The organism is Pseudomonas fluorescens (assembly GCF_902498195.1).
GTDB lineage: Bacteria > Pseudomonadota > Gammaproteobacteria > Pseudomonadales > Pseudomonadaceae > Aquipseudomonas > Aquipseudomonas fluorescens_BU.
This window is the reverse complement of the sequence record NZ_CABVIY010000005.1, coordinates 448,946-468,240: the sequence shown is the minus strand read 5'-3', so window position 1 is coordinate 468,240 and position 19,295 is coordinate 448,946. Positions and strand designations below refer to the sequence as shown.

18 protein-coding genes are annotated in these 19,295 nt (G+C 61.3%); 6 read left to right on the top strand and 12 right to left on the bottom strand.

Annotated elements, in window-relative coordinates:
* Positions 1-86 precede the first annotated feature (86 nt).
* On the top strand, positions 87-1,628 hold the full coding sequence (locus F8N66_RS20870; RefSeq protein ID WP_150771980.1) for a phosphoenolpyruvate carboxykinase: 1,542 nt from the start codon (positions 87-89) through the stop codon (positions 1,626-1,628).
* A gap of 60 nt (positions 1,629-1,688) precedes the next feature.
* Here F8N66_RS20870 and F8N66_RS20865 read toward each other — a convergent pair whose 3' ends face one another.
* From F8N66_RS20865 to F8N66_RS20850, 4 genes are all read right to left on the bottom strand, one after another.
* The gene (locus tag F8N66_RS20865; protein WP_150772083.1) at positions 1,689-2,543 is read right to left on the bottom strand and encodes a DMT family transporter; all 855 of its coding nucleotides are present in this window, start codon (positions 2,541-2,543) and stop codon (positions 1,689-1,691) included.
* A 43-nt stretch (positions 2,544-2,586) separates the two neighbouring features.
* Positions 2,587-2,940, bottom strand: coding sequence for a DUF1493 family protein (locus F8N66_RS20860; protein WP_150771979.1), 354 nt, complete (start codon positions 2,938-2,940; stop codon positions 2,587-2,589).
* Between the two features lie 119 nt (positions 2,941-3,059).
* Complete coding sequence (locus F8N66_RS20855; RefSeq protein ID WP_150771978.1) at positions 3,060-3,350, bottom strand: hypothetical protein; 291 nt, start codon at positions 3,348-3,350, stop codon at positions 3,060-3,062.
* A 391-nt stretch (positions 3,351-3,741) separates the two neighbouring features.
* Positions 3,742-4,806 (bottom strand): S8 family peptidase, encoded by a 1,065-nt coding sequence (locus tag F8N66_RS20850; protein ID WP_150772082.1) that lies wholly within the window; start codon positions 4,804-4,806, stop codon positions 3,742-3,744.
* Positions 4,807-5,075: 269 nt separating this feature from the next.
* Here F8N66_RS20850 and F8N66_RS20845 point away from each other — a divergent pair, with 269 nt between their 5' ends.
* Positions 5,076-7,010, top strand: a complete 1,935-nt coding sequence (locus F8N66_RS20845) for an ATP-dependent DNA helicase RecQ (RefSeq protein ID WP_150771977.1) — start codon at positions 5,076-5,078, stop codon at positions 7,008-7,010.
* Positions 7,011-7,101: 91 nt separating this feature from the next.
* Entirely contained in the window at positions 7,102-7,533 is a 432-nt protein-coding gene (locus F8N66_RS20840) for an acyl-CoA thioesterase (protein ID WP_412070742.1), read from the top strand.
* A 65-nt stretch (positions 7,534-7,598) separates the two neighbouring features.
* Here the strand turns inward: F8N66_RS20840 and F8N66_RS20835 are convergent, their stop codons facing one another.
* The 4 genes from F8N66_RS20835 to F8N66_RS20820 all read right to left on the bottom strand — a co-directional run bounded on the left by F8N66_RS20835 (position 7,599) and on the right by F8N66_RS20820 (position 12,598).
* Positions 7,599-8,081: a glycine zipper domain-containing protein gene (locus tag F8N66_RS20835; protein ID WP_150771976.1), complete on the bottom strand. Its 483-nt coding sequence runs from the start codon at positions 8,079-8,081 to the stop codon at positions 7,599-7,601.
* A 352-nt stretch (positions 8,082-8,433) separates the two neighbouring features.
* Positions 8,434-10,782 carry an FdhF/YdeP family oxidoreductase gene (locus F8N66_RS20830; protein WP_150771975.1) on the bottom strand — a complete coding sequence of 783 codons (2,349 nt, stop codon included), beginning with the start codon at positions 10,780-10,782 and terminating at the stop codon, positions 8,434-8,436.
* Positions 10,779-11,618, bottom strand: a complete 840-nt coding sequence (gene fdhD / locus F8N66_RS20825) for a formate dehydrogenase accessory sulfurtransferase FdhD (RefSeq protein WP_150771974.1) — start codon at positions 11,616-11,618, stop codon at positions 10,779-10,781. The genes F8N66_RS20830 and fdhD overlap by 4 nt, the downstream gene beginning before the upstream one ends.
* A gap of 92 nt (positions 11,619-11,710) precedes the next feature.
* Complete coding sequence (locus F8N66_RS20820; protein ID WP_150771973.1) at positions 11,711-12,598, bottom strand: LysR family transcriptional regulator; 888 nt, start codon at positions 12,596-12,598, stop codon at positions 11,711-11,713.
* A gap of 138 nt (positions 12,599-12,736) precedes the next feature.
* Here F8N66_RS20820 and lysM point away from each other — a divergent pair, with 138 nt between their 5' ends.
* Positions 12,737-13,186 carry a peptidoglycan-binding protein LysM gene (lysM, locus tag F8N66_RS20815; protein ID WP_150771972.1) on the top strand — a complete coding sequence of 150 codons (450 nt, stop codon included), beginning with the start codon at positions 12,737-12,739 and terminating at the stop codon, positions 13,184-13,186.
* 100 nt (positions 13,187-13,286) lie between these two features.
* On the opposite strand, the gene yrfG is transcribed toward lysM, so the two are convergent.
* On the bottom strand, positions 13,287-13,949 hold the full coding sequence (gene yrfG / locus F8N66_RS20810) for a GMP/IMP nucleotidase (protein WP_150771971.1): 663 nt from the start codon (positions 13,947-13,949) through the stop codon (positions 13,287-13,289).
* 88 nt (positions 13,950-14,037) lie between these two features.
* On the opposite strand from yrfG, the gene nudE reads away from it, so the two are divergent.
* Complete coding sequence (nudE, locus tag F8N66_RS20805) at positions 14,038-14,604, top strand: ADP compounds hydrolase NudE (protein WP_150771970.1); 567 nt, start codon at positions 14,038-14,040, stop codon at positions 14,602-14,604.
* Positions 14,601-15,428, top strand: coding sequence for a 3'(2'),5'-bisphosphate nucleotidase CysQ (gene cysQ / locus F8N66_RS20800; RefSeq protein WP_150771969.1), 828 nt, complete (start codon positions 14,601-14,603; stop codon positions 15,426-15,428). The genes nudE and cysQ overlap by 4 nt, the downstream gene beginning before the upstream one ends.
* Positions 15,429-15,597: 169 nt before the next feature.
* On the opposite strand, the gene F8N66_RS20795 is transcribed toward cysQ, so the two are convergent.
* From F8N66_RS20795 to F8N66_RS20785, 3 genes are read right to left on the bottom strand one after another with little or no spacing between them, the layout of a single operon-like run.
* Positions 15,598-16,053: a thioesterase domain-containing protein gene (locus F8N66_RS20795; RefSeq protein WP_150771968.1), complete on the bottom strand. Its 456-nt coding sequence runs from the start codon at positions 16,051-16,053 to the stop codon at positions 15,598-15,600.
* A 37-nt stretch (positions 16,054-16,090) separates the two neighbouring features.
* Positions 16,091-17,485, bottom strand: a complete 1,395-nt coding sequence (locus F8N66_RS20790) for a sigma-54-dependent transcriptional regulator (RefSeq protein WP_150771967.1) — start codon at positions 17,483-17,485, stop codon at positions 16,091-16,093.
* Entirely contained in the window at positions 17,482-19,290 is a 1,809-nt protein-coding gene (locus tag F8N66_RS20785) for a sensor histidine kinase (RefSeq protein WP_150771966.1), read from the bottom strand. The genes F8N66_RS20790 and F8N66_RS20785 overlap by 4 nt, the downstream gene beginning before the upstream one ends.
* Positions 19,291-19,295: the final 5 nt, after the last annotated feature.

Genomic DNA, 19,295 nt, shown 5'->3' with positions numbered 1-19,295 from the left:
GGGCCACTTTTTTCGCGGTAGTAGTGCACGACTTTCTACTACAAAACGTTTGGAGCACACTCGGCCACTGGCCGACGGGGAACCTCATGACGCAAGCCAATAACGCCGTGTACACCGATCTGAGTGTTGATGATCTGGTTAAAGAAGCCTTGAACCGCGGTGAAGGCGAGCTTGCCGATACCGGCGCACTGGTTGTTCGCACCGGTCACCGTACCGGCCGTTCGCCAGTCGATCGTTTCATCGTTGATGAGCCGACTACCACAGGCGCAATCGCCTGGGGCCCGATCAACCGCAAGTTCCCGGCCGACAAGTTCGATGCCCTGTGGGCTCGCGTCGAGGCGTTCAACAACGCGCAAGAGCACTTCGTTTCCCACGTCCACGTAGGTGCGGCTTCCGAGCACTACCTGGCTGTGAAGATGACCACCCAGACCGCCTGGCAGAACCTGTTCGGCCGTTGCCTGTTCATCAACCCGGCCCAGTACAACCCGGCGGGTCGTGAAGAGTGGCAAGTGCTCAACGTTGCCAACTTCGAGTGTGTACCAGAGCGTGATGGCACCAACTCCGATGGTTGCGTGATCATCAACTTCGCCCAGAAGAAAGTGCTGATCGCCGGCATGCGTTACGCCGGTGAAATGAAAAAAGCCATGTTCTCGGTGCAGAACTTCCTGCTGCCGGCTGCTGACGTGCTGCCAATGCACTGCGCCGCCAACATCGGCGAAGAAGGCGACGTGACTCTGTTCTTCGGTCTGTCCGGTACCGGCAAGACCACCCTTTCCGCCGATGAAAGCCGTTATCTGATCGGTGACGACGAGCACGGCTGGGGCGAAGGCGTTGTCTTCAACATCGAAGGCGGCTGCTATGCCAAGTGCATCGACTTGTCCGAGAAGAACGAGCCGGTCATCTGGAAAGCCATCAAGCACGGCGCAGTCCTGGAAAACGTCGTGATCAATGACGCCAAGCACGCCGACTACGACGATGTCAGCCTGACCCAGAACAGCCGCGCCGCCTACCCGCTGGAGCACGTTGCCAAGCGTTCCGAGAAGAACCTCGGTGGCGAGCCGAACGCTGTGATCTTCCTGACCTGCGACTTGACCGGCGTGTTGCCGCCAGTGTCGATCCTGAATGAAGAGCAAGCGGCCTACCACTTCCTGTCCGGCTACACCGCGTTGGTGGGCTCGACTGAAATGGGTTCGGGCAGCGGCATCAAGTCGACTTTTTCCACTTGTTTCGGCGCACCGTTCTTCCCGCGTCCGGCTGGTGAATACGCAGAGCTGCTGATCAAGCGCATCCGCGGCTTTGGCTCCAAGGTATACCTGGTCAACACCGGCTGGACCGGTGGCGGCTATGGCGTCGGCAAGCGCTTCAACATCCCGACCACCCGTGCTGTGATCGCAGCGATCCAGAGCGGCGCTCTGATCGGCACCGAGACCGAGCACCTGGACACCATCAACCTCGACGTGCCGCTGGCCGTACCGGGCGTTGAGACTGTTCTGCTGAACCCACGCAACACCTGGGCTGACAAAGCCGCCTACGACGAGTCCGCCAAGGCACTGGCCGGCCTGTTCATCGAGAACTTCAAGAAGTTCGACGTGAGCGACGCGATCAAGGCAGCGGGTCCGAAGTTGTAAGTGTTGGTTTGAAGCCATGAAAAAGCCGCCCTTCGGGGCGGCTTTTTTGTGCGCGACGTTTCAGGTCTTGAGGTGCAGCACAAATGCCCCGACCAACACCAGCACAACCCCCAGCACCTGCACCTTCGCCAGTCGCTCCTTGAAGAAAAAATACCCCAGAATCGCCGCAATCCCGCCCGATAACGTACTGATGACCGTCACCACCGAAACCGACCCTGCCACCGCGCCCCAGGCGAACGACGAGAAACCCCCCAGGTTCATCAGGCTGGCGCCGGTCAATGTCAGGCAGTTTTTCAGTGGCGGGATCTTCAGGCCGTCGTCGACCCTGAGGACGATCGCTACCAGTACGATCAGGCCCACCAGGTAAGCCAGCCACAGCATGGTCACGGGCCCGAGAATGGGCAGGACGAAGTGGCCTTGCAGCCAGAAACTGCTGCCGTAGAACACCGCCGCCAACAGTGCGTAGCCAATGGAACTGCTCGCCTGAGTGGTGTGTGGCACCTTGGGGTCAGTGTGAACGCTGGAGAGGACTACGCCGATCACGCACAGCGCGATACACGATAATTGAAGCAGGCTGATCTGTTCTCCGCCCGCCCAGGAGAGCAAGGTGGTCACGACACCGTAGGAGGTCACCAGCGGCGCCACGATCGAGGCTTTGCCGAGGGCAAAGGCCTTGGACAGCGCCAGGGCGCCCGATACGGTCAGCATGGCCGCTGCGATACCGATCAGCCAGGTTTCGAGCGGCGCGGCCATGGATCGAAGGATGAATTTGGGGAAGCCGATCAGCAGCAGGCTCATGATGCTGAAACCCAGCGCCTGCCCGAAGTAAACGGCGCGTTTGACACCCACTGCGCGGGCATTCAAGCCCACCAGAAAATCCGTGCCGCCCCAAAGCAAGGCGGCCAACAACCCCATCAGTACGTCCACGCAATGTCCTTATCGTTATGCGCCGGGGACGTTACAGGCCTTCAAGCTCCCGCGTGTCCCAGCGTTGGGCCTTGATAGCCCGGTAGAGCATGCCGATGGTCAATGGTTCCTTGTCGCCGCGACCCTTGGCTTTGCGCTTTAGATACACATCGTAGCCTTCGGGTTGAAAATAGCGGTAGCTGTCGTAATCCACGAAATCGATGGCGAACTGCTCTTCCAGCGTTTCAATCAGATGTTGCGCATCGGCACCGTTGCAGCCGAGGTCGAAATTGATCGAGGTGCTGAGGTGGATGGTTTTGCGTGCGGGCAGGCCGATCTCCTCGTGCAGCAGCTGCATGAGCAGGTGCAGGGTTGGGTCGTCGGGGAGGTTGGGGGCGAGGTGCATTGGGTCAATCCTGTTGGGTGGCGTGGTGAAGCTGTGGTCTGGGTGTCGACAGGTCAACCGCGTTTTCGTTCTTCGTCGAAGCGCCGCCCGGAGCCGGCTCGCTTCCCCAGGGTTTGTGGCTAGCCGGAGGTTTTCGGCAGTCGCTGCCGGGCGATGTCGAGCAGGTCGTTGCCGTCCTGGGTCAGCAGGTACAGCGCGCTGACGATGTTAGGAATGTCGCTGGCGTCGGCCTGTTTGAAGCACAGGCAATACAGGGTTTCGAGCAGGTCGCTGGCGGCGCGGATGCGTTGGCGGGCGGCATCGAGGATTTCCAGGGGATCGGCCTCTGCGTCGATGACCAGCACCGGGGTTTCGCTGTAACTGGATTTAAGCGGGCGATAGCGGTGGGTGATGGGTTCGAGGTTGTTCATCGAGATGGGTCCTGTGCGAAATCGGCAAGTGTTCCCGGCAGGCCGAGACACTGTTTTCAGCCGCGCACGCAACTATAGAAGGGTGTATCACCGAGGGACAAGACGGCGCTAATGGACAGATCTCGTAGGGTTTTTATTGTCGGATGAGGAAAAAACCTACGCCTAGACGCAGGTTTTAACGGTGAAACCGCTATCGGTAAAAATGCCTACGGTGTCATCAGGCGCTTCGCGGTACTTCTTGGTAAAAAGCGCGTCAGAATCTGTGGGGCTTTTCGTATTGGTACAGCTGATAAGTGGAGCGTTGGATGGTCCAGCATTTGGGTGGACAGATAGTCAAACATGACGCGTGTGACAGGCGCGTGTCGGCCCTACGGAATAAGCGGGCGTTTTTTCAGTCAACCTTGAGTTTGGGTGGTGTACTTGATGCGGTATCCAGGTCCATCAACCCCCGCCCATAAGCTTCACTGTTTGCGAAGATGCCCGTGCGATTGGCCGTTGCCAGCAAATGTTCGCGTACCTGTTGCGCGCTGAGCTCCGGGTAGCGGCTTTGCAGGGCGGCCAGTGCGCCGCTGACCAATGCCGTCGCGGGTGATGTGCCTGCGGTTTGCACATAGGTGCCGTCCTTGCCGGTGGTCAGAAGGCCCTGGCCAGCACCCGAATCCCCCCCGGGGACAGCAATGCACCATGCCGCCGCCACGCCGCAGTAATTGGATTTGGCATTGATGGCGACGCCATCGTTCTTCAGTGCGACGACAGCGATCCAGCCTTTCTCCAGCTCCGGCAGGGCCACTGGCAAGCCAGGCTCTGCCAGGGGTTCGCGCTTGAGTTCATTGCCGGTTGGAAAGACCAGTACCGCACCATCCTTGACCAGCTTTCGGGCGGTGACCAGCGATTGCGGCATGACCTGGTTGTAACGCGCCTCGGTGAGCTCGGTGGCGGGAATAGCGTTTGCCCAGGCGTTGCTCAGAATACGCGCACCTTTGTCGAACCCGGCCTGCCAGGACAAGGCAATTTCATCATCGAAAAAGAACGGTTCGTTATCGTCACCGAAACGGAAGGGGATCAGCTGTGCGTTGAACGCGACACCGTGCATGCCCTGATCATTCTTGTTCGCGGCGAGAATCCCGGCCATCTGGGTGCCATGACCGAGGCGATCATGGGTGCCGGGGCGGTTCTCGACATGATCGTATCCGGGGTCGAAGACCCTGCCTTCAAATTCCGGCAGGTCGGTGTTCAGGCCTGAATCGATCAACGCGACGGTCACGCCCTGGCCGGTACCGCCACGCGAATAAATGCTGGATGCCTTGATGACGGCCAGCCCTTTCTGAGCCTGGTACTCGGGCGTTTCGAAAATGCCTGGATCAAGGGTGGGCTGTTCGGGAAGCGTCAAGCATCCGCCAAGAAACAGTGACATTGTCAGCACGAGGGCCAAGGGAATAAACAATGGTTGAGGCATATCCGGTCCTTCGAATGAATTCGCGCCCTTCTGGCAGCTTGCCGTGATGAAGTCTTTGCGCAGCGTTGCGTTGTGGGGGGATGAAACCTTACCTGTGGATGGGTAGAGGTTGTCAGGTGGCGAAGTGCTCTGTGTGTTGCAATTTGTGGCGCGGGCAGGGTGGGTTGAGCCTGTATCATTGCGTATCGTTTTTACCCCGACCTTTTCTCGACGCACTGCAATCGCCAGCTAGGCTTTGCTCACCGCAGCGGTCGACGGAGTGACAGCTTATGCACAACACCCTGGAACAGGTTTTCGGTTTTCCACAGTTTCGTCCCGGGCAGGAGGCGGCAGTCAGTGCGGTGTTGGCCGGGCGTTCGGCGGCGGCGATTTTCCCCACCGGCTCCGGCAAGTCCCTCTGCTATCAGTTATCGGCGGTCATGCTGCCGCACCTGACGCTGGTGGTCTCGCCACTGTTGGCGCTGATGCAGGATCAGTTGGAGTTCCTGCAACGCCATGACATTGCGGCGGGCAGTATCGATTCGGCACAGAGTCGCGATGACGCCAGCGATGTCATGGCTCGCGCCAGGTCCGGCGAATTGAAGATTTTGATGATTTCCGTGGAGCGCCTGAAGAACGAACGCTTCCGTCATTTTCTGCAGCAGGTACCGATCTCGCTGCTGGTGGTGGACGAGGCGCATTGCATTTCAGAATGGGGCCACAACTTCCGCCCGGATTACCTCAAGCTCCCCGACTATCAACGCGAGTTCAACATTCCGCAGGTTCTACTGTTGACGGCCACCGCAACGCCCAAGGTGATCGCGGACATGCAGGCCAAGTTCGCCATTGCTCCCGGGGACGTGGTGACGACCGGCTTCTATCGGCCGAACCTCAATTTGTGGGTCGAACCGGTGCGCGGGCAGGACAAGCGCCGGCGCCTCGTCGAGTGGATGAGCGAGCGTCCCGGCCAGCCGAGCATCGTCTATGTCACCCAGCAAAAAACCGCCGAGCATATCGCCGAGCACCTGTGCCGCAACGGCATTCAGGCCGAGGCCTATCACGCGGGTTTGCCCCACGACCAGCGCGATGGCATCCAGAAGCGCTTCATGGGTGGACAGTCCAATTGCATCGTCGCCACCATCGCGTTCGGCATGGGCATCGACAAGAGCAACATCCGCAATGTCGTGCATTTCGATCTGCCCAAATCCATCGAGAACTACAGTCAGGAAATCGGCCGTGCCGGACGCGACGGGCAGCGGTCCGACTGTCTGGTGCTGGCCAACCGCGACAGCCTCAACGTGCTGGAAAACTTCGTCTACGGCGATACGCCCGAGGGCGACGGCATACGCCGGGTACTCGACGAGCTGCAAGCTTGCGCACCTGAAGGGCAGTGGGAGTTTCTGCTGGGGCCGCTGGCGGATAACAGCAACATTCGTCAGCTCCCGCTCAAGACCTTGCTGGTGCAGCTGGAGCTGCGTGGAATCATCGCACCGCGTTACGCGTACTACGCCGAATACCGTTTCAAGTATTTGCAGGAACCCGAGGAACTGCTGGCCCGCTTCGAAGGCGAGCGCAGGGATTTCGTCGCGGCGATCATCCAGACCTCCAAACGTGCGCGAAGCTGGGCCACAGTGAATTTCGAGAGTTTGTACGAGCAGTATCAGGCTGAGCGAAGTCGGGTGGTCAAGGCGCTGGATTATTTCCAGGAGAAGGGCTGGGTGGAGCTTGAAAGCAAGCTGATGACCGAGGTCTACAGCCTGCTGCAAGCGGATTTTGATCCCCAGGCCCTGAGCGCTGAACTGCATGCTGACTTCGTTCGGCATGAGAAAACCGAAATCGGCCGAATCCACGCCATGCTGGATCTGTTCGCCACCGACCACTGCCTGGGTTATCGCCTGGCCGAGTATTTTGGTGATGAAAATGCGCCCCGACAGTGTGGGCATTGTTCAGTCTGCCATGGGCAAGTGGCACGTTTGCCGGAGCCACCGGCATTGCCAGCCCTTGTGGATAAAAATTTCGAGGGCTTGTGCGGTGATTTTATCCACAGGCATGAGCAGCACACGGGCAGCGTGCCGCCAGCCGAGCGCGTGACGCGATTCCTGTGCGGGATCAGTGTGCCGTTGTTTACCAAACTCAAGGTGCGGACGATTTCCGGGTATGCAGCGTTGGAGGATTATCCCTATGCCGAGGTGCGGGCGTGGGCTCAAGCGCATTTACCGGAATGAACCTTTATCAATGCAGGAGCGAGCTCGCTTGCGATGAGTACGACGTGGATTTTTCTGCAAGATGGCCATTCAACCTCAGGAACCGATACTGATGTCCAACCCCATGCCCCTGCGCACCGACTACCCACACTTCCAGCCCATCACCACCCGCTGGCATGACAATGATGCCTACGGCCACGTCAATAACGTCACCTACTACAGCTTTTTTGACACGGCGGTGAACACCTACCTGATCGAAGTCGGCGACCTGGATATCCATGATGGCGAGGTGGTGGGCTTCGTGGTGAGTTCGGCGTGCGATTATTTTGCTTCCATCGCGTTTCCGGACCGGATCGAGATTGGCCTGAGGGTAGGCAAGCTGGGCAACAGTTCGGTGCAGTATGAGTTGGCAGTGTTCAAGCAGGGGGAAGACGAGGCTTGCGCAGCGGGGCGCTTCGTCCATGTATTCGTTGACCGTGCGTCGAACCTGCCGGTGGCAATCCCGGCGGGTTTGCGCAACGCCCTGGAGCGTTTGGTGGTTTAGTACAGGCAAAAAAATCGCAGCCCTCGGGCTGCGATTTTTTATCTGCCAGCGAAACCATTCCGGTCTCAGCGACGATGACGGTAATACTTGTGATGCTTGCGATGGCCGTAGTGGTGACCGCGATCGTGGCGATGGCCATCACGGTAGTAGCGGCGATCACCGCGACGATCATCATCGTCGTCGTCATCAGCCTTGTTGCCCATGTAGTTGCCCAGCGCGCCACCGGCGCCGCCACCTGCCGCGGAGCCAATCAGGCTGCCCGTGGTGCCGCCCATGCTGCGGCCGACCACGTTGCCGCCTGCCGCGCCCAACGCACCGCCAATGGCGGCTTCGCCACGGCTGCGTTTGTCTGCGCCGACTGCGCTACCACCCGCGCCACCCAGGGCCGCGCCGATGGTAGAACCTGTATTGCCGCCAAGTGACTGACCGACGACCGAGCCTAAAACCCCGCCCAATGCGCCGCCCACACCTGCTTCGGTGGTGCCGCCGGCCGTAGCGAAGCCACTGACCAGGCCAAGGGACAACAAGAGAATCGAGGAGAACTTCATGGAGGAACCTCAAGGGGATGACGGCGCGATCCTGAGGCTGTGTCATGGGCGTGACAATCGAAATCCGACGAGTAACACGACTTGAGCACATTTCTATAAGTTACTGTTTTTTAGGCGGAACTTAACGGTTTTTCGCCGGTCTTTAGTTACTTCGGACAGGCCGTTTTTGTGAAAAAACGGCCTTTTTTGTGGGCGTTTGAAAGTGTCGAATGATCCGGATCATGTTGCCATGTCGGGCGCTTTCGCGGGCAAGCCACGCTCCACAGAAATTGTGTCGTACATGGAGAATGCGTGCGACACAAATCCTGTGGGAGCGTGGCTTGCCCGCGAAGAGGCCAGACCTGCTAGCGCATCAAGCCGACCTGGCCATGATCAACCCTGTCTCACTCGCCGCTTCCAGGCGGATCGCCACGAACTTCGACGTCGGGGTATGGCTGCCATCCCCGGTGCTTTCCAGCGGCACCAGCGGATTCACTTCCGGATAATACGCCGCCGCCTGCCCGGCCGGGATATCAAACGCCAGCAAGGTAAAGCCTTTCACCCTGCGTTCGACGCCATCGTCCCAGAGCGACACGATGTCGGCCTTTTGCCCTGGCTTGAAGCCCAGGCGAATGATGTCGGCTTCGTTGACGAAAACTACATCGCGCTGACCCTTCACCCCGCGATACCGGTCGTTGAGCCCGTAGATCGTGGTGTTGTACTGATCGTGCGAGCGCATCGATTGCAGGATCAGGTCCGGCAATACGCCTGTGGCGCGGGTGCGTTCGTGCACCAGGTCCTTGGGCAATGCGTTGGGACGGAAATTGGCCCGGCCTGACGCGGTGTTCCACTTGCGCGCGCCCGCGCTGTTGCCCAGATAGAAACCGCCCTTGTTCTTGATCTTCTCGTTGAAGTCCTTGAAGTTGGGAATGGTGTCGGCGATCAGGTCGCGGATGCGCCGGTAGTCGGCCACCAGCCAGTTCCAGTCCACCGGGTGGCTGCCCAGTGTGGCAGCCGCGATACCGGCAAGAATCGCCGGTTCCGAGCGCATCTGGTTCGACAGCGGTTCCAGCTGGCCGTTGGAGGCGTGGACCATGCTGAACGAGTCTTCCACGGTCACCGCTTGCGGGCCTTCGGTTTGTCGGTCGATATCGGTGCGGCCCAGGCACGGCAGGATCAACGCTTCCTTGCCGTGGGCCAGGTGGCTGCGGTTGAGCTTGGTGCTGATCTGCACGGTCAGGTCGCAATTGCTCAGGGCCTGGAAGGTGCGCGGGCTGTCGGGGGTGGCCTGGGCAAAGTTGCCGCCCAGGGCCATGAACACTTTTGCCCGACCTTCGGCCATGGCGTGGATCGCCTCGACCACGTTGTGGCCGTTTTCACGGGGCACCTTGAACTGGAAGCGACGCTCCAGTGCATCGAGGAACGCCACCGGTGGGCGTTCGTTGATGCCCATGGTGCGGTCGCCCTGCACGTTACTGTGGCCGCGCACCGGGCACAGGCCCGCGCCCGGCCGGCCGATGTTGCCGCGCAGCAACATCAGGTTGGCGATTTCCTGGATGGTCGCCACCGAGTGGCGATGCTGGGTGATGCCCATGGCCCAGCACATGATGACGTTCTTGCCCTTGGCGTACATGCGTGCCGCTTGTTCGATCTCGACAAGGGGCAGGCCCGACTGCTCGACGATCTGCTCCCACGAGGTGTCGTCGATGACGGCCAGGTAGTCCAGCACGTTGACGCTGTGTTCGTTGAGGAAGTCGTGATCGAACACCGCCGGGGTGCCAGCCTTCTGCGCATCGCGCTCCCATTGCAGCAGGAACTTGGCCATGCCGCGCATGATCGCCATGTCACCGCCCAGTGCCGGGCGGAAATACGCGGTGTTGGTCGGCTTGTCGCCGTTGGTGAGCATTTCGATCGGGTGCTGAGGGTGCTGGAAACGTTCCAGGCCACGCTCCTTGAGCGGGTTGATACAGACCACCTGCGCGCCGCGTTTCACCGCTTCACGCAAAGGTTCGAGCATGCGGGGATGGTTAGTGCCGGGGTTCTGGCCCCAGACGAAAATCGCATCGGCGTGTTCGAAGTCATCGAAGGTCACGGTGCCTTTGCCGACGCCAACACTTTGCGACAACGCAACACCGCTGGCCTCGTGGCACATGTTCGAGCAGTCGGGGAAATTGTTGGTGCCGTAGGCGCGCACGAACAACTGATAAAGAAACGCCGCCTCGTTGCTTGCCCGCCCGGAGGTGTAAAACTCGGCCTGATCCGGGCTCGACAAGCCGCGCAGGTGTTTAGCGATCAAGGCAAAGGCATCGTCCCAGCCGATGGGCTGGTAGCGATCGGTTTCGGCGTTGTACACCAGCGGCTCGGTGAGGCGGCCCTGGTATTCGAGCCAGTAGTCGCTCTGTTCCAGCAATGAGGTGACGCTGTGCCTGGCGAAGAACTTGCCATCGACGCGGCGCTTGGTCGCTTCCCAGTTCACCGCTTTGGCGCCGTTCTCGCAGAACGCCACCATGCCGGCTTCATTGGAATCGCCCCAGGCACAACCCGGGCAGTCGAAGCCACCGTTCTTGTTGGTCTTGAGCATCATGCGCAGGTTTTTCAGCGCGTTGTCGCTGGTCAACCAGGCCTGGGCGACGCTGATCAGCGCGCCCCAGCCACCGGCCGGACCTTTGTAGGGTTTGTAGCGAGGAACGGGTGTCTGGTCGGCTTGACGGTGTTGACTCACGCTTGGTTCTCCAACGCTGGGCTGTAAACCCGCGGCGCATTCTTTTGTGGCAGATGGATGAGATTGAGGTTGTGGCGGCGGGCCCATTGCACGGCAAGACCGGTGGGCGACGACAGGCTGACCAGGGTCTGGATGCCGGCGCGCAAGACTTTCTGGATCAATTCGAGGCTGCAACGGCTGGTGACAATCGCCAGTCCACCGGTGATCGGGATGTTGCGACGGATCAGTCCGCCGATCAGCTTGTCGAGGGCGTTGTGCCGGCCAATGTCTTCACGGCCGAGCAGCAACTCGCCTTGGTCGTTCATGAACACTGCCGCGTGCACCGCGCCGCTGTACTGGCCCAGTGGCTGGAACGCGCCGATGCGCTGGCGCAGGCCATCGAGCCATTCGGCGGGCGGCAGGGGGGCGCCGGGCAACACCTTGAGGTCCGGCAGTGCCTGTTCGACAGCTTCGACACCGCAGAGCCCGCAGCCACTGGTTCCGGCCATTTGCCGGCGCTGCTGCTTGAGGTTCCAGAATGCGCGGTTGGCGATGGTTACTTGCGCGTACTGCGCTGCGCCCGAGCCGCTGAGTTGCAGGTCGTAGATGTCAGTGGCGTCCTGGATGATGCCGCCGCCCAGGCTGAAGCCGACGATGAAGTCTTCGAGATCGGTCGGGGTCACCAGCATGACGGCCTGGCTGATGCCGTTATAGGCAATCGCCAACGCCACTTCCTCGGCCAGCGCAGTGCTGTCCGATTCAGTCCGTTCAATATTGCTGTAGCTGTAGGTCTGGCTGGCAGCAGGCGCTGGCGTTTCGAGGGCAGGCGCCGCGCAGGCAGGGCGCTTGTCGTTCATGGCATCACCGACGGTTTGATCAGCTTTAAGACTAGGCGCGACAACTTGTCGCGTCTAATTGCTATTACTGATCTACCGATAGATGCCGTCGATCAAGCGCCCTTCTGCGATTGCTGATAAATCGCGAAACAGGCTTCCGCCAATGCCGAACGCGGCGCGCTGTGACGCATGATCAGCCCCAGCCGGCCGAGGGTCTGGGCGTTTTCGATGGGTTGCAGGCGCAAATGATCGGTCAGCCCTTCCAGCCCGCCGTCCAGCGGCATCACGGCGCAGCACAAGCCGCCGTGCACAGCTTGTAACAGTTGGTGCACGGCATCGGTCTGCAACAAGGGTTGCGGGGTGAGGCCGCGGCTGTGGAAGTTGTGGTCGATGGACTGACGAAAGTGCATGCCGCTGGTGAGCATGCCCAGTGGCAGTTCGATCAACGATTCCCAGCTCAACGGTGCGTCGCCGAAGGTGAAAAAGCGCTGATCGTAGAGCAGGCCCATGTGGGTTTCGCTGAGCGTGAACGAGTCGAAGTGTTCGGCATCCAGGCGCTCCAGGTACGACACGCCGAGATCCAGGCGGTTGTTCGCCAACTGTTCGAGGATTTGCTCGGAACTCAGTGCCGACAGCTCGAAGCGCAAGTTCGGGTGTTCGGCATGCAGGCGTTGCAGCAGGGGCAACGGGTCGAAGCTCGACAGCGGCACCACGCCCAGGCGCAAGGTGCCGACCAGATTGCCACGGCAGGCCGCCGCCTCGGCGTATAAACCGTCATAGGCCGCCAGCACGGTGCGTGCCCAGGCCAGTACCCGTTCACCCGGCGCGGTGAAGCCTTCGAATCGCTGCCCGCGATTGACCAGTGGCAGTTCCAGTTCTTCTTCGAGGCTGCGCAGGCGCATGGACAGGGTTGGCTGGGTGATGTGGCAGCGCGCGGCGGCCTGGCCGAAGTGCCGGGTTTCGTCGAGAGCGATGAGGAATTTCAGCTGCTTGATGTCCATCTTCGCTCCAGGATGCGGGAAGGGGCGGATTCTATCGCCTGGGGGGAAGCGGCGTCATTGGTCGGTTTGGAGTCGTGTTTGGCAACCGTGGTCTAGGCTTTTGCGTCTGGACCCTAAATTCCCCAAGGAGAGCACACGATGAGCCTGTTCAGTTTTCTGAAAGAAGCCGGAGAAAAAATCCTCGATGCGCTGACGCCGGACAAGGCCGAAGCCAACAGCGAAGCGTTGACCAAGCATGTGCAGAGCGCGCTGACGGGGATCGACACGTCGAAGATCCAGGTGAAAGTCGAGGGCGACAAGGTCATCGCCACGGGCGAAGCGAATACGCAGGAAGAGAAGGAGAAAATCCTTCTGGCCCTGGGCAACGTGGCGGGTGTCAGCGGTGTTGAAGATCAGATCACCGTGACCGGCCCGGTGGTCGTGGCCGCGAAGTTTGTCGTGGTCGAGAAGGGCGACACCCTGAGCGCCATTTCACTGCGGGTGTATGGCAATGCCAACCTGTACAACAAAATCTTCGAGGCCAACAAACCGATGCTCAAGGATGTGAACAAGATCTATCCGGGGCAGTCGTTGCGCATTCCCGAGTAATGCGAGGCCTGTAGGAGCTGCCGAAGGCTGCGATCTTTTGATTTTGATATTTACAAAGCAAGATCGAAAGATCGCAGCCTTCGGCAGCGCCTACAGGAATTCAAAGCCCTGCAATCAAATCCCGATAATCCCCCACCGCCGCAAATTCCGCCGTGTCCTTCGGCCCTTTACGGCTGTCAGGTTCTTTTACGGCCAGCAAATGCGCCACCCCAAAGTCCCGTGCACTGCGCAAAATCGGCAGCGTATCGTCGATGAACAGGCTGCGCGCCGGGTCGAAGTCGATGTCCGCCTGCAACGCGTCCCAGAATTGCGGGTTTTCCTTGGGGAAACCGTAATCATGAGAGCTGATCAAACGCTCGAAGTACGGCGCCAGTTCGATTTTTTCCAGTTTCAGTGACAGTGAGTCGCGGTGAGCGTTGGTGATCAGCATCACGCGTTTGCCGGCCCGCTTGATCGCCGCCAGAAAGGTGTCCGCATCCGGGCGCAGGGCGATCAGGTGCGCGGTTTCCAGTTTCAGTTCGCGCACCGGCAGCTTCAGTTCGGCACTCCAGAAATCCAGGCAGTACCACTGCAACCGGCCAGCGTTGCGTTCGAACAACGGCTGCAATTCCAGCTCGGCCATGGCCCGGCTGACCCCGTGCAGGTCGGCGTAGCGCTGGGGCAGGTGCTCCAGCCAGAAATGGTTGTCGAAGTGCAGGTCCAACAGCGTGCCGTCCATGTCCAGCAGAACGGTGTCGATGTCGTGCCAGGGCAACGGGGGCATAAAAACTCTCCAACGATAAAAAGGGTATCCGGGGACAACAATCAGGATAGGCCGGGTATAGTAACCCGTTCACGCCAAGGAGCTTTTCATGCGCCAGAAACCCACCATCCTCTCCCGCGAAATCGTCGCCACCAGCCGTTTGTTTTGCGTCGAGGCGCTGAAGCTGCGCTTTTCCAATGGCGTGGAGCGCACCTATGAGCGATTGGTCGGCAAGGGCGCCGGGTATGGCGCGGTGATGGTCGTGGCGATGCTGGATGCCGACCACGCCGTACTGGTCGAAGAGTATTGCGGCGGAACGGACGAGTACGAACTGTCGCTGCCCAAAGGCCTGATCGAGCCGGGCGAAGATGTGCTGGCCGCCGCCGAGCGTGAACTCAAGGAAGAAGCCGGGTTTGGCGCGCGGCAGCTTGAACACCTGACGGAGCTGTCGTTGTCGCCCGGCTACATGAGCCAGAAAATCCAGGTGGTGCTGGCCACCGATCTGTACGAAGAGCGCCTGGAAGGTGACGAGCCTGAGCCGATGGGCCTGGGCAAGGTCAACCTGCGGGAATTGTCGGCGCTGGCGCAGAACCCGCAATTCACCGAGGGGCGTGCCTTGGCGGCGCTGTACCTGGCCCGTGACCTGTTGACCCAGCGCGGAGTGTTTTTGCCATGACGTTTCCCCATCCGTTGATGGCACCGGTGGTCGAGCTGGCCTTGCAGGCAGGTGATGCGATCCTGCCATTCTGGCGTACCGGTACGGCCGTTACCGCCAAGGCTGACGATTCGCCGGTCACGGCCGCGGACCTGGCCGCCCATCACCTGATTCTCGCCGGGCTGACGGCGCTCGCCCCCAGCATCCCGGTGCTGTCCGAAGAAGACGCCAACATTCCTCAGAGCGTTCGCGCCGGGTGGCAGCGCTGGTGGCTGGTGGACCCGCTGGATGGCACCAAGGAGTTCATCTCGGGCAGCGAAGAATTCACCGTCAACATCGCGCTGATCGAGCAGGGGCGTGTGGTCTTCGGTGTCGTTTCGATGCCGACCAACGGACGTTTTTATGTCGGCGGCGCCGGAATGGGCGCGTGGCGTGGCGATAAGGGCGGCGAGCCGCAGCCGATCCAGGTTCGCACTGTGCCGCCGGCAGGTGAGGCCTTCACCGTGGTCGCCAGCCGCCGGCATTCCAGCCCTGAGCAGGAGCGCTTGCTGGCCGGGTTGAGCGCCAGCCTGGGTGAGCTGGAGCTGGCCAATATCGGCAGCTCGCTGAAATTTTGCCTGTTGGCCGAAGGGGCCGCCGATTGTTATCCGCGCCTGGCGCCGACTTCGCAGTGGGATACGGCGGCGGCGCAGGGCGTGCTGGAAGGGGCGGGAGGCGAGGTGCTGGACTTGAGCGGCGCGCCGTTCTGTTATCCGGCGCGGGAGTCGCTGTTGAATGCGTTTTTCCTGGCGTTGCCGGCGAAGGCAGCGTGGCGGGAGAAGCTGCTGGAGCTGGCGCGTTCCTGAGCTTCTCGACCTTTACAGTAAATACACCCCCGTTAAATTCCGTTGACTGATTTGCGGCTGCTGGGCAGCCGTTCGCGAGCAAGCCCGCTCCCACATTTGATCTGCGGTGAATACTGCATTTGTGCACGACGCAGATCAAATGTGGGAGCGGGCTTGCTCGCGAAGGGGCCTAGCGGTGCAATACATACTGCCCGACAAACCTCACCGAATCCTCATCGCTGCCCGCATTCACCACCCGCGTATGTAGGGTCAAGCGTGCGCGGCCGTAACGCTGATAAATGGTCAGGAATTTCTTCCACGCCTGGCTGCTCGGCGCCTGGCAAATGGCATGTGCATCGCCCGTCACCGGCAGCGGGTAGTTGATCTGCCCTTCCTGGATCACGATGTGCCCGTCGGTGATGCCTTCTTCTTTCAGGCGCAAATGCAGCCAGCCCCAACCTGCCAGGACCGCGCCGCAATACAGGCTGCCGCCAAACATGGTGCTCTTGTGGTTGACGTTGGCGTCCAGCGGCAAGTGCAGGCGCAGTTGCTGGTCGTGCCAGTCGAGCACTTTGAGGCCCATGTCCCGGGTGAGGGGGATGTCGTGGTGGAGGACGGATTCCAGTTGACGACTGTCGCGGCTCATTCGGGGCCTCTTGTGCAATGGGTGATTGATGGGGGGCTCAATCGAGTTCATCGGTGTGGCTGGCGGCACCGCTGTCGGCGAAGCTCAGGCCATGCTTGCGCAGCTTGTCGTGCAAGGTCTTGCGCGGAATGCCGAGGGCTTCGGCCACGCTGCGCACCGAGCTGTGGGAGCGCGCCAGTTCGGCGGCAATCAGGGTTTTTTCGAAGTTCTCCACCTGCTCGCTCAACCCGCCGCTGACCAGTTCCACCACCGTGCCGGCGGTGCCTTGCGCCTCGTTGTTGTCCAGCGCCAGCTCCAGGCCGAGGGCGAAGCGTTCGGCGGCGTTTTGCAGTTCGCGCACATTGCCGGGCCAGGTGTGGCGCAGCAGCAGGGCGCGTTGGCCCGGTTGCAGCTCATGGGGCGGCAAGCCGTGACGGGCGCTGGCCTCGTCGGCAAAGTGCTGGAACAGCACCAGCGCATCCTCCCCGCGCTCGCGCAACGGCGGAATGCGCAGCGGCGCGACGTTCAGGCGGTAATACAGGTCGGCGCGGAAACGCCCCTGATCGGCGGACTGCCGCAGGTCTTCCTTGGTGGCGGCAATGATGCGGATGTCCAGCGGGATCAACTGATTGCCACCCAGGCGTTCGACCACGCGCTCTTGCAGCAAACGCAGCAATTTCACTTGCACGTCCAGGCTCATGCTCTCGATCTCATCGAGGAACAGTGTGCCGCCATTGGCGAATTCGAACTTGCCGATGCGCCGCTTCTGCGCACCGGTGAAAGCGCCCGGCTCATGCCCGAACAGCTCGCTCTCGACCACCGACTCGGCCAGCGCGCCCGCGTTGATCGCCACGAACGGACCGTTTCTGCGGCTCGACAAGTCATGCAGCGCCCGCGCCACCACTTCTTTGCCGGCGCCGGTTTCGCCGAGGATCAGCACGTCGGCCTTGGTCGCCGCCAGGGCACCGATTTGCTCGCGCAACCGCAGCATCGAAGGCGATTGCCCGACCAGGCGGGCGCTCAACTCATTGCGATCACTCAGGGCCAGACGCAGGCTGCGGTTATCCAGCACCAGGCGACGCAAGGCCAGGGCACGGCGCACGCTGTCGAGCAGCGCGTCGCTGGCAAAAGGTTTTTCCAGAAAGTCATAGGCCCCGGCGCGCATGGCCTGCACCGCCAACGGCACGTCGCCGTGACCGGTGATCAGCAGCACCGGCAGCTCCGGATCCTGGGCGTGGAGTTCGCTGAGCAGTTCGAGCCCGTCCATGCCCGGCATGCGAATGTCACTGACCACCACGCCCGGCCAGTCGCGTTCCAGTTGCGCGGCCAGGCCCTTGGCTTCGGCCAGCGGCAGGATTTTCAGGCCGGCCAGATCCAGGGTCTGGCTCAGAGCCTGGCGCAGATGGGGATCGTCGTCGATCAACACGACCTGGATGCGATTGTCGATGGTCATGCACTTCGGTCCTCGGACGGTTGCAGGCTTACGCCCGGCGCGCCAGCACGCAGTTTCAGGGTAATCAGGGCGCCACCTTCCTTGTGGTTGGCAAACGACAGTTCACCGCCGAAGGCGCGCATCAGGGTCTCGCAGATCGCCAGCCCCAGCCCAAGCCCCTGAGTGCGGGTCTTGGTGGTGTAGAAGGGCTCGCTGGCGCGACCCAGGGCCTCCATGCAGAAACCGGGGCCGTTGTCGCGAATGTACAGGGTGACGCCGTCGGCAGTGGATTGGGCACTCAACCAGAGTTTACGTGGCGGGCCTTTTTCCGTCAGGGCGTCCAGGGCGTTGGCCAGCAGATTGCCGAGCACCTGGCGCAGACGGGTTTCCCCGGCCTCGACCCACAAGGTGGCGGCGGGCATATCGCGGATCAGTTCGACTTCCATGCTGCGTCGGCGCTTGGCCAGCAAGGCCAGGGCGTCGTCCAGCGCCGGTTGCAGGGCGACGCTTTCCGGGGCGTGGCGATCGCGTCGGGCGAAGGCGCGCAAATGGGCAATGATCGAGGCCATGCGCCCGGTCAGCTCGCTGATCAGCTTGAGGTTGCCGCGGGCATCGTCGGTGCGCTGGTGGTCAAGCAGCACTTCGGCGTTTTCTGCGTAGCTGCGGATGGCCGCCAGCGGCTGATTGAGTTCGTGGCTGATGCTGGCCGACATCGTCCCCAAGGCCGAGAGTTTGCCGGCCTGGACCAGATCGTCCTGGGCGCGCACCAACTCTTGCTGGGCCTGTTCGCGCTCCAGCACTTCCTGTTTGAGGCGTCGGTTGAGGCCTTCCAGGTCGCTGGTACGCTCGGCGACGCGGCCTTCCAGTTCGAGCCGGGCCTTGGCTTCAAAGGCGATCCGCTCCAGGTAATGACGACGGCGCTGCATCATCAGGCCGAGCAACAGCATCACCACCAGCAGCGTCGCGCCACCGATGGCGACCACCGTGCGCACCGGACGGTCGATCAGGGTGCGCGGGGCGAGGATGCTGACATTCCAGCCGGTTTCCGCGATGGCCTGGGTCTGGGTCAGCCAGGCATTGGGGTTGAGCTTCAAGGGCTTCGGATCGCGGGTCGGATACGGCTGGATCGCGCTGATGGCCTTGCGTTCGTCTTCGCTCAACGGGCGGGTCGAGCGGAAGCGCCATTCAGGCCGCGAGGTGAGGATGACCACACCGTTGTGGTCGGTCAGCAGCAGTTGTTCCGGGGTTTTGCCCCAGAGGCTTTCGGTGTGGTCGAGGTCGACCTTGACCACCAGCACGCCGGCAACTTTTTCACCACTGCGCACGGCCGCCGCGAAGAAGTAACCGCGCTTGGCGGAGGTGGTGCCGAGCCCGAAAAACCGCCCGAGCCGCCCGGCCATGGCTTCGCTGAAATACGGCCTGAAGGAAAAATTGCGCCCGACGAAACTGTCGTGCTTGTCCCAGTTGGAGGCCGCCAGGGTCTTGCCCGTGGTGTCCATCAGGTACATCACTTCGGCGCCGGTCTGGGTGCTGATGTTTTTCAACAGGCGGTTGGCGTTGCCCTGGGTGACACCGTCGTCCGGCGCGCCAAGCACGGCGCGCAGGGCCGGCAGGTCGCCGAGAATCTGCGGCAGCACTTCATAGCGGTGCAGGGTGCCCAGCAGGTTGGCGACGTAGAGGTCGAGGGTCTGGCGATTCTGCCCCACCAGTTCACTGCGGTAATAGCGCTCGGCCAGATGCTCCAGCGGCCACAGCAACGGCGCCAGGCACAGCGCAAGCAGGGCCAGGCTGCGCCAGCGGGGTCTGCGGGGGAGGGTCGGGGTCATGAGCA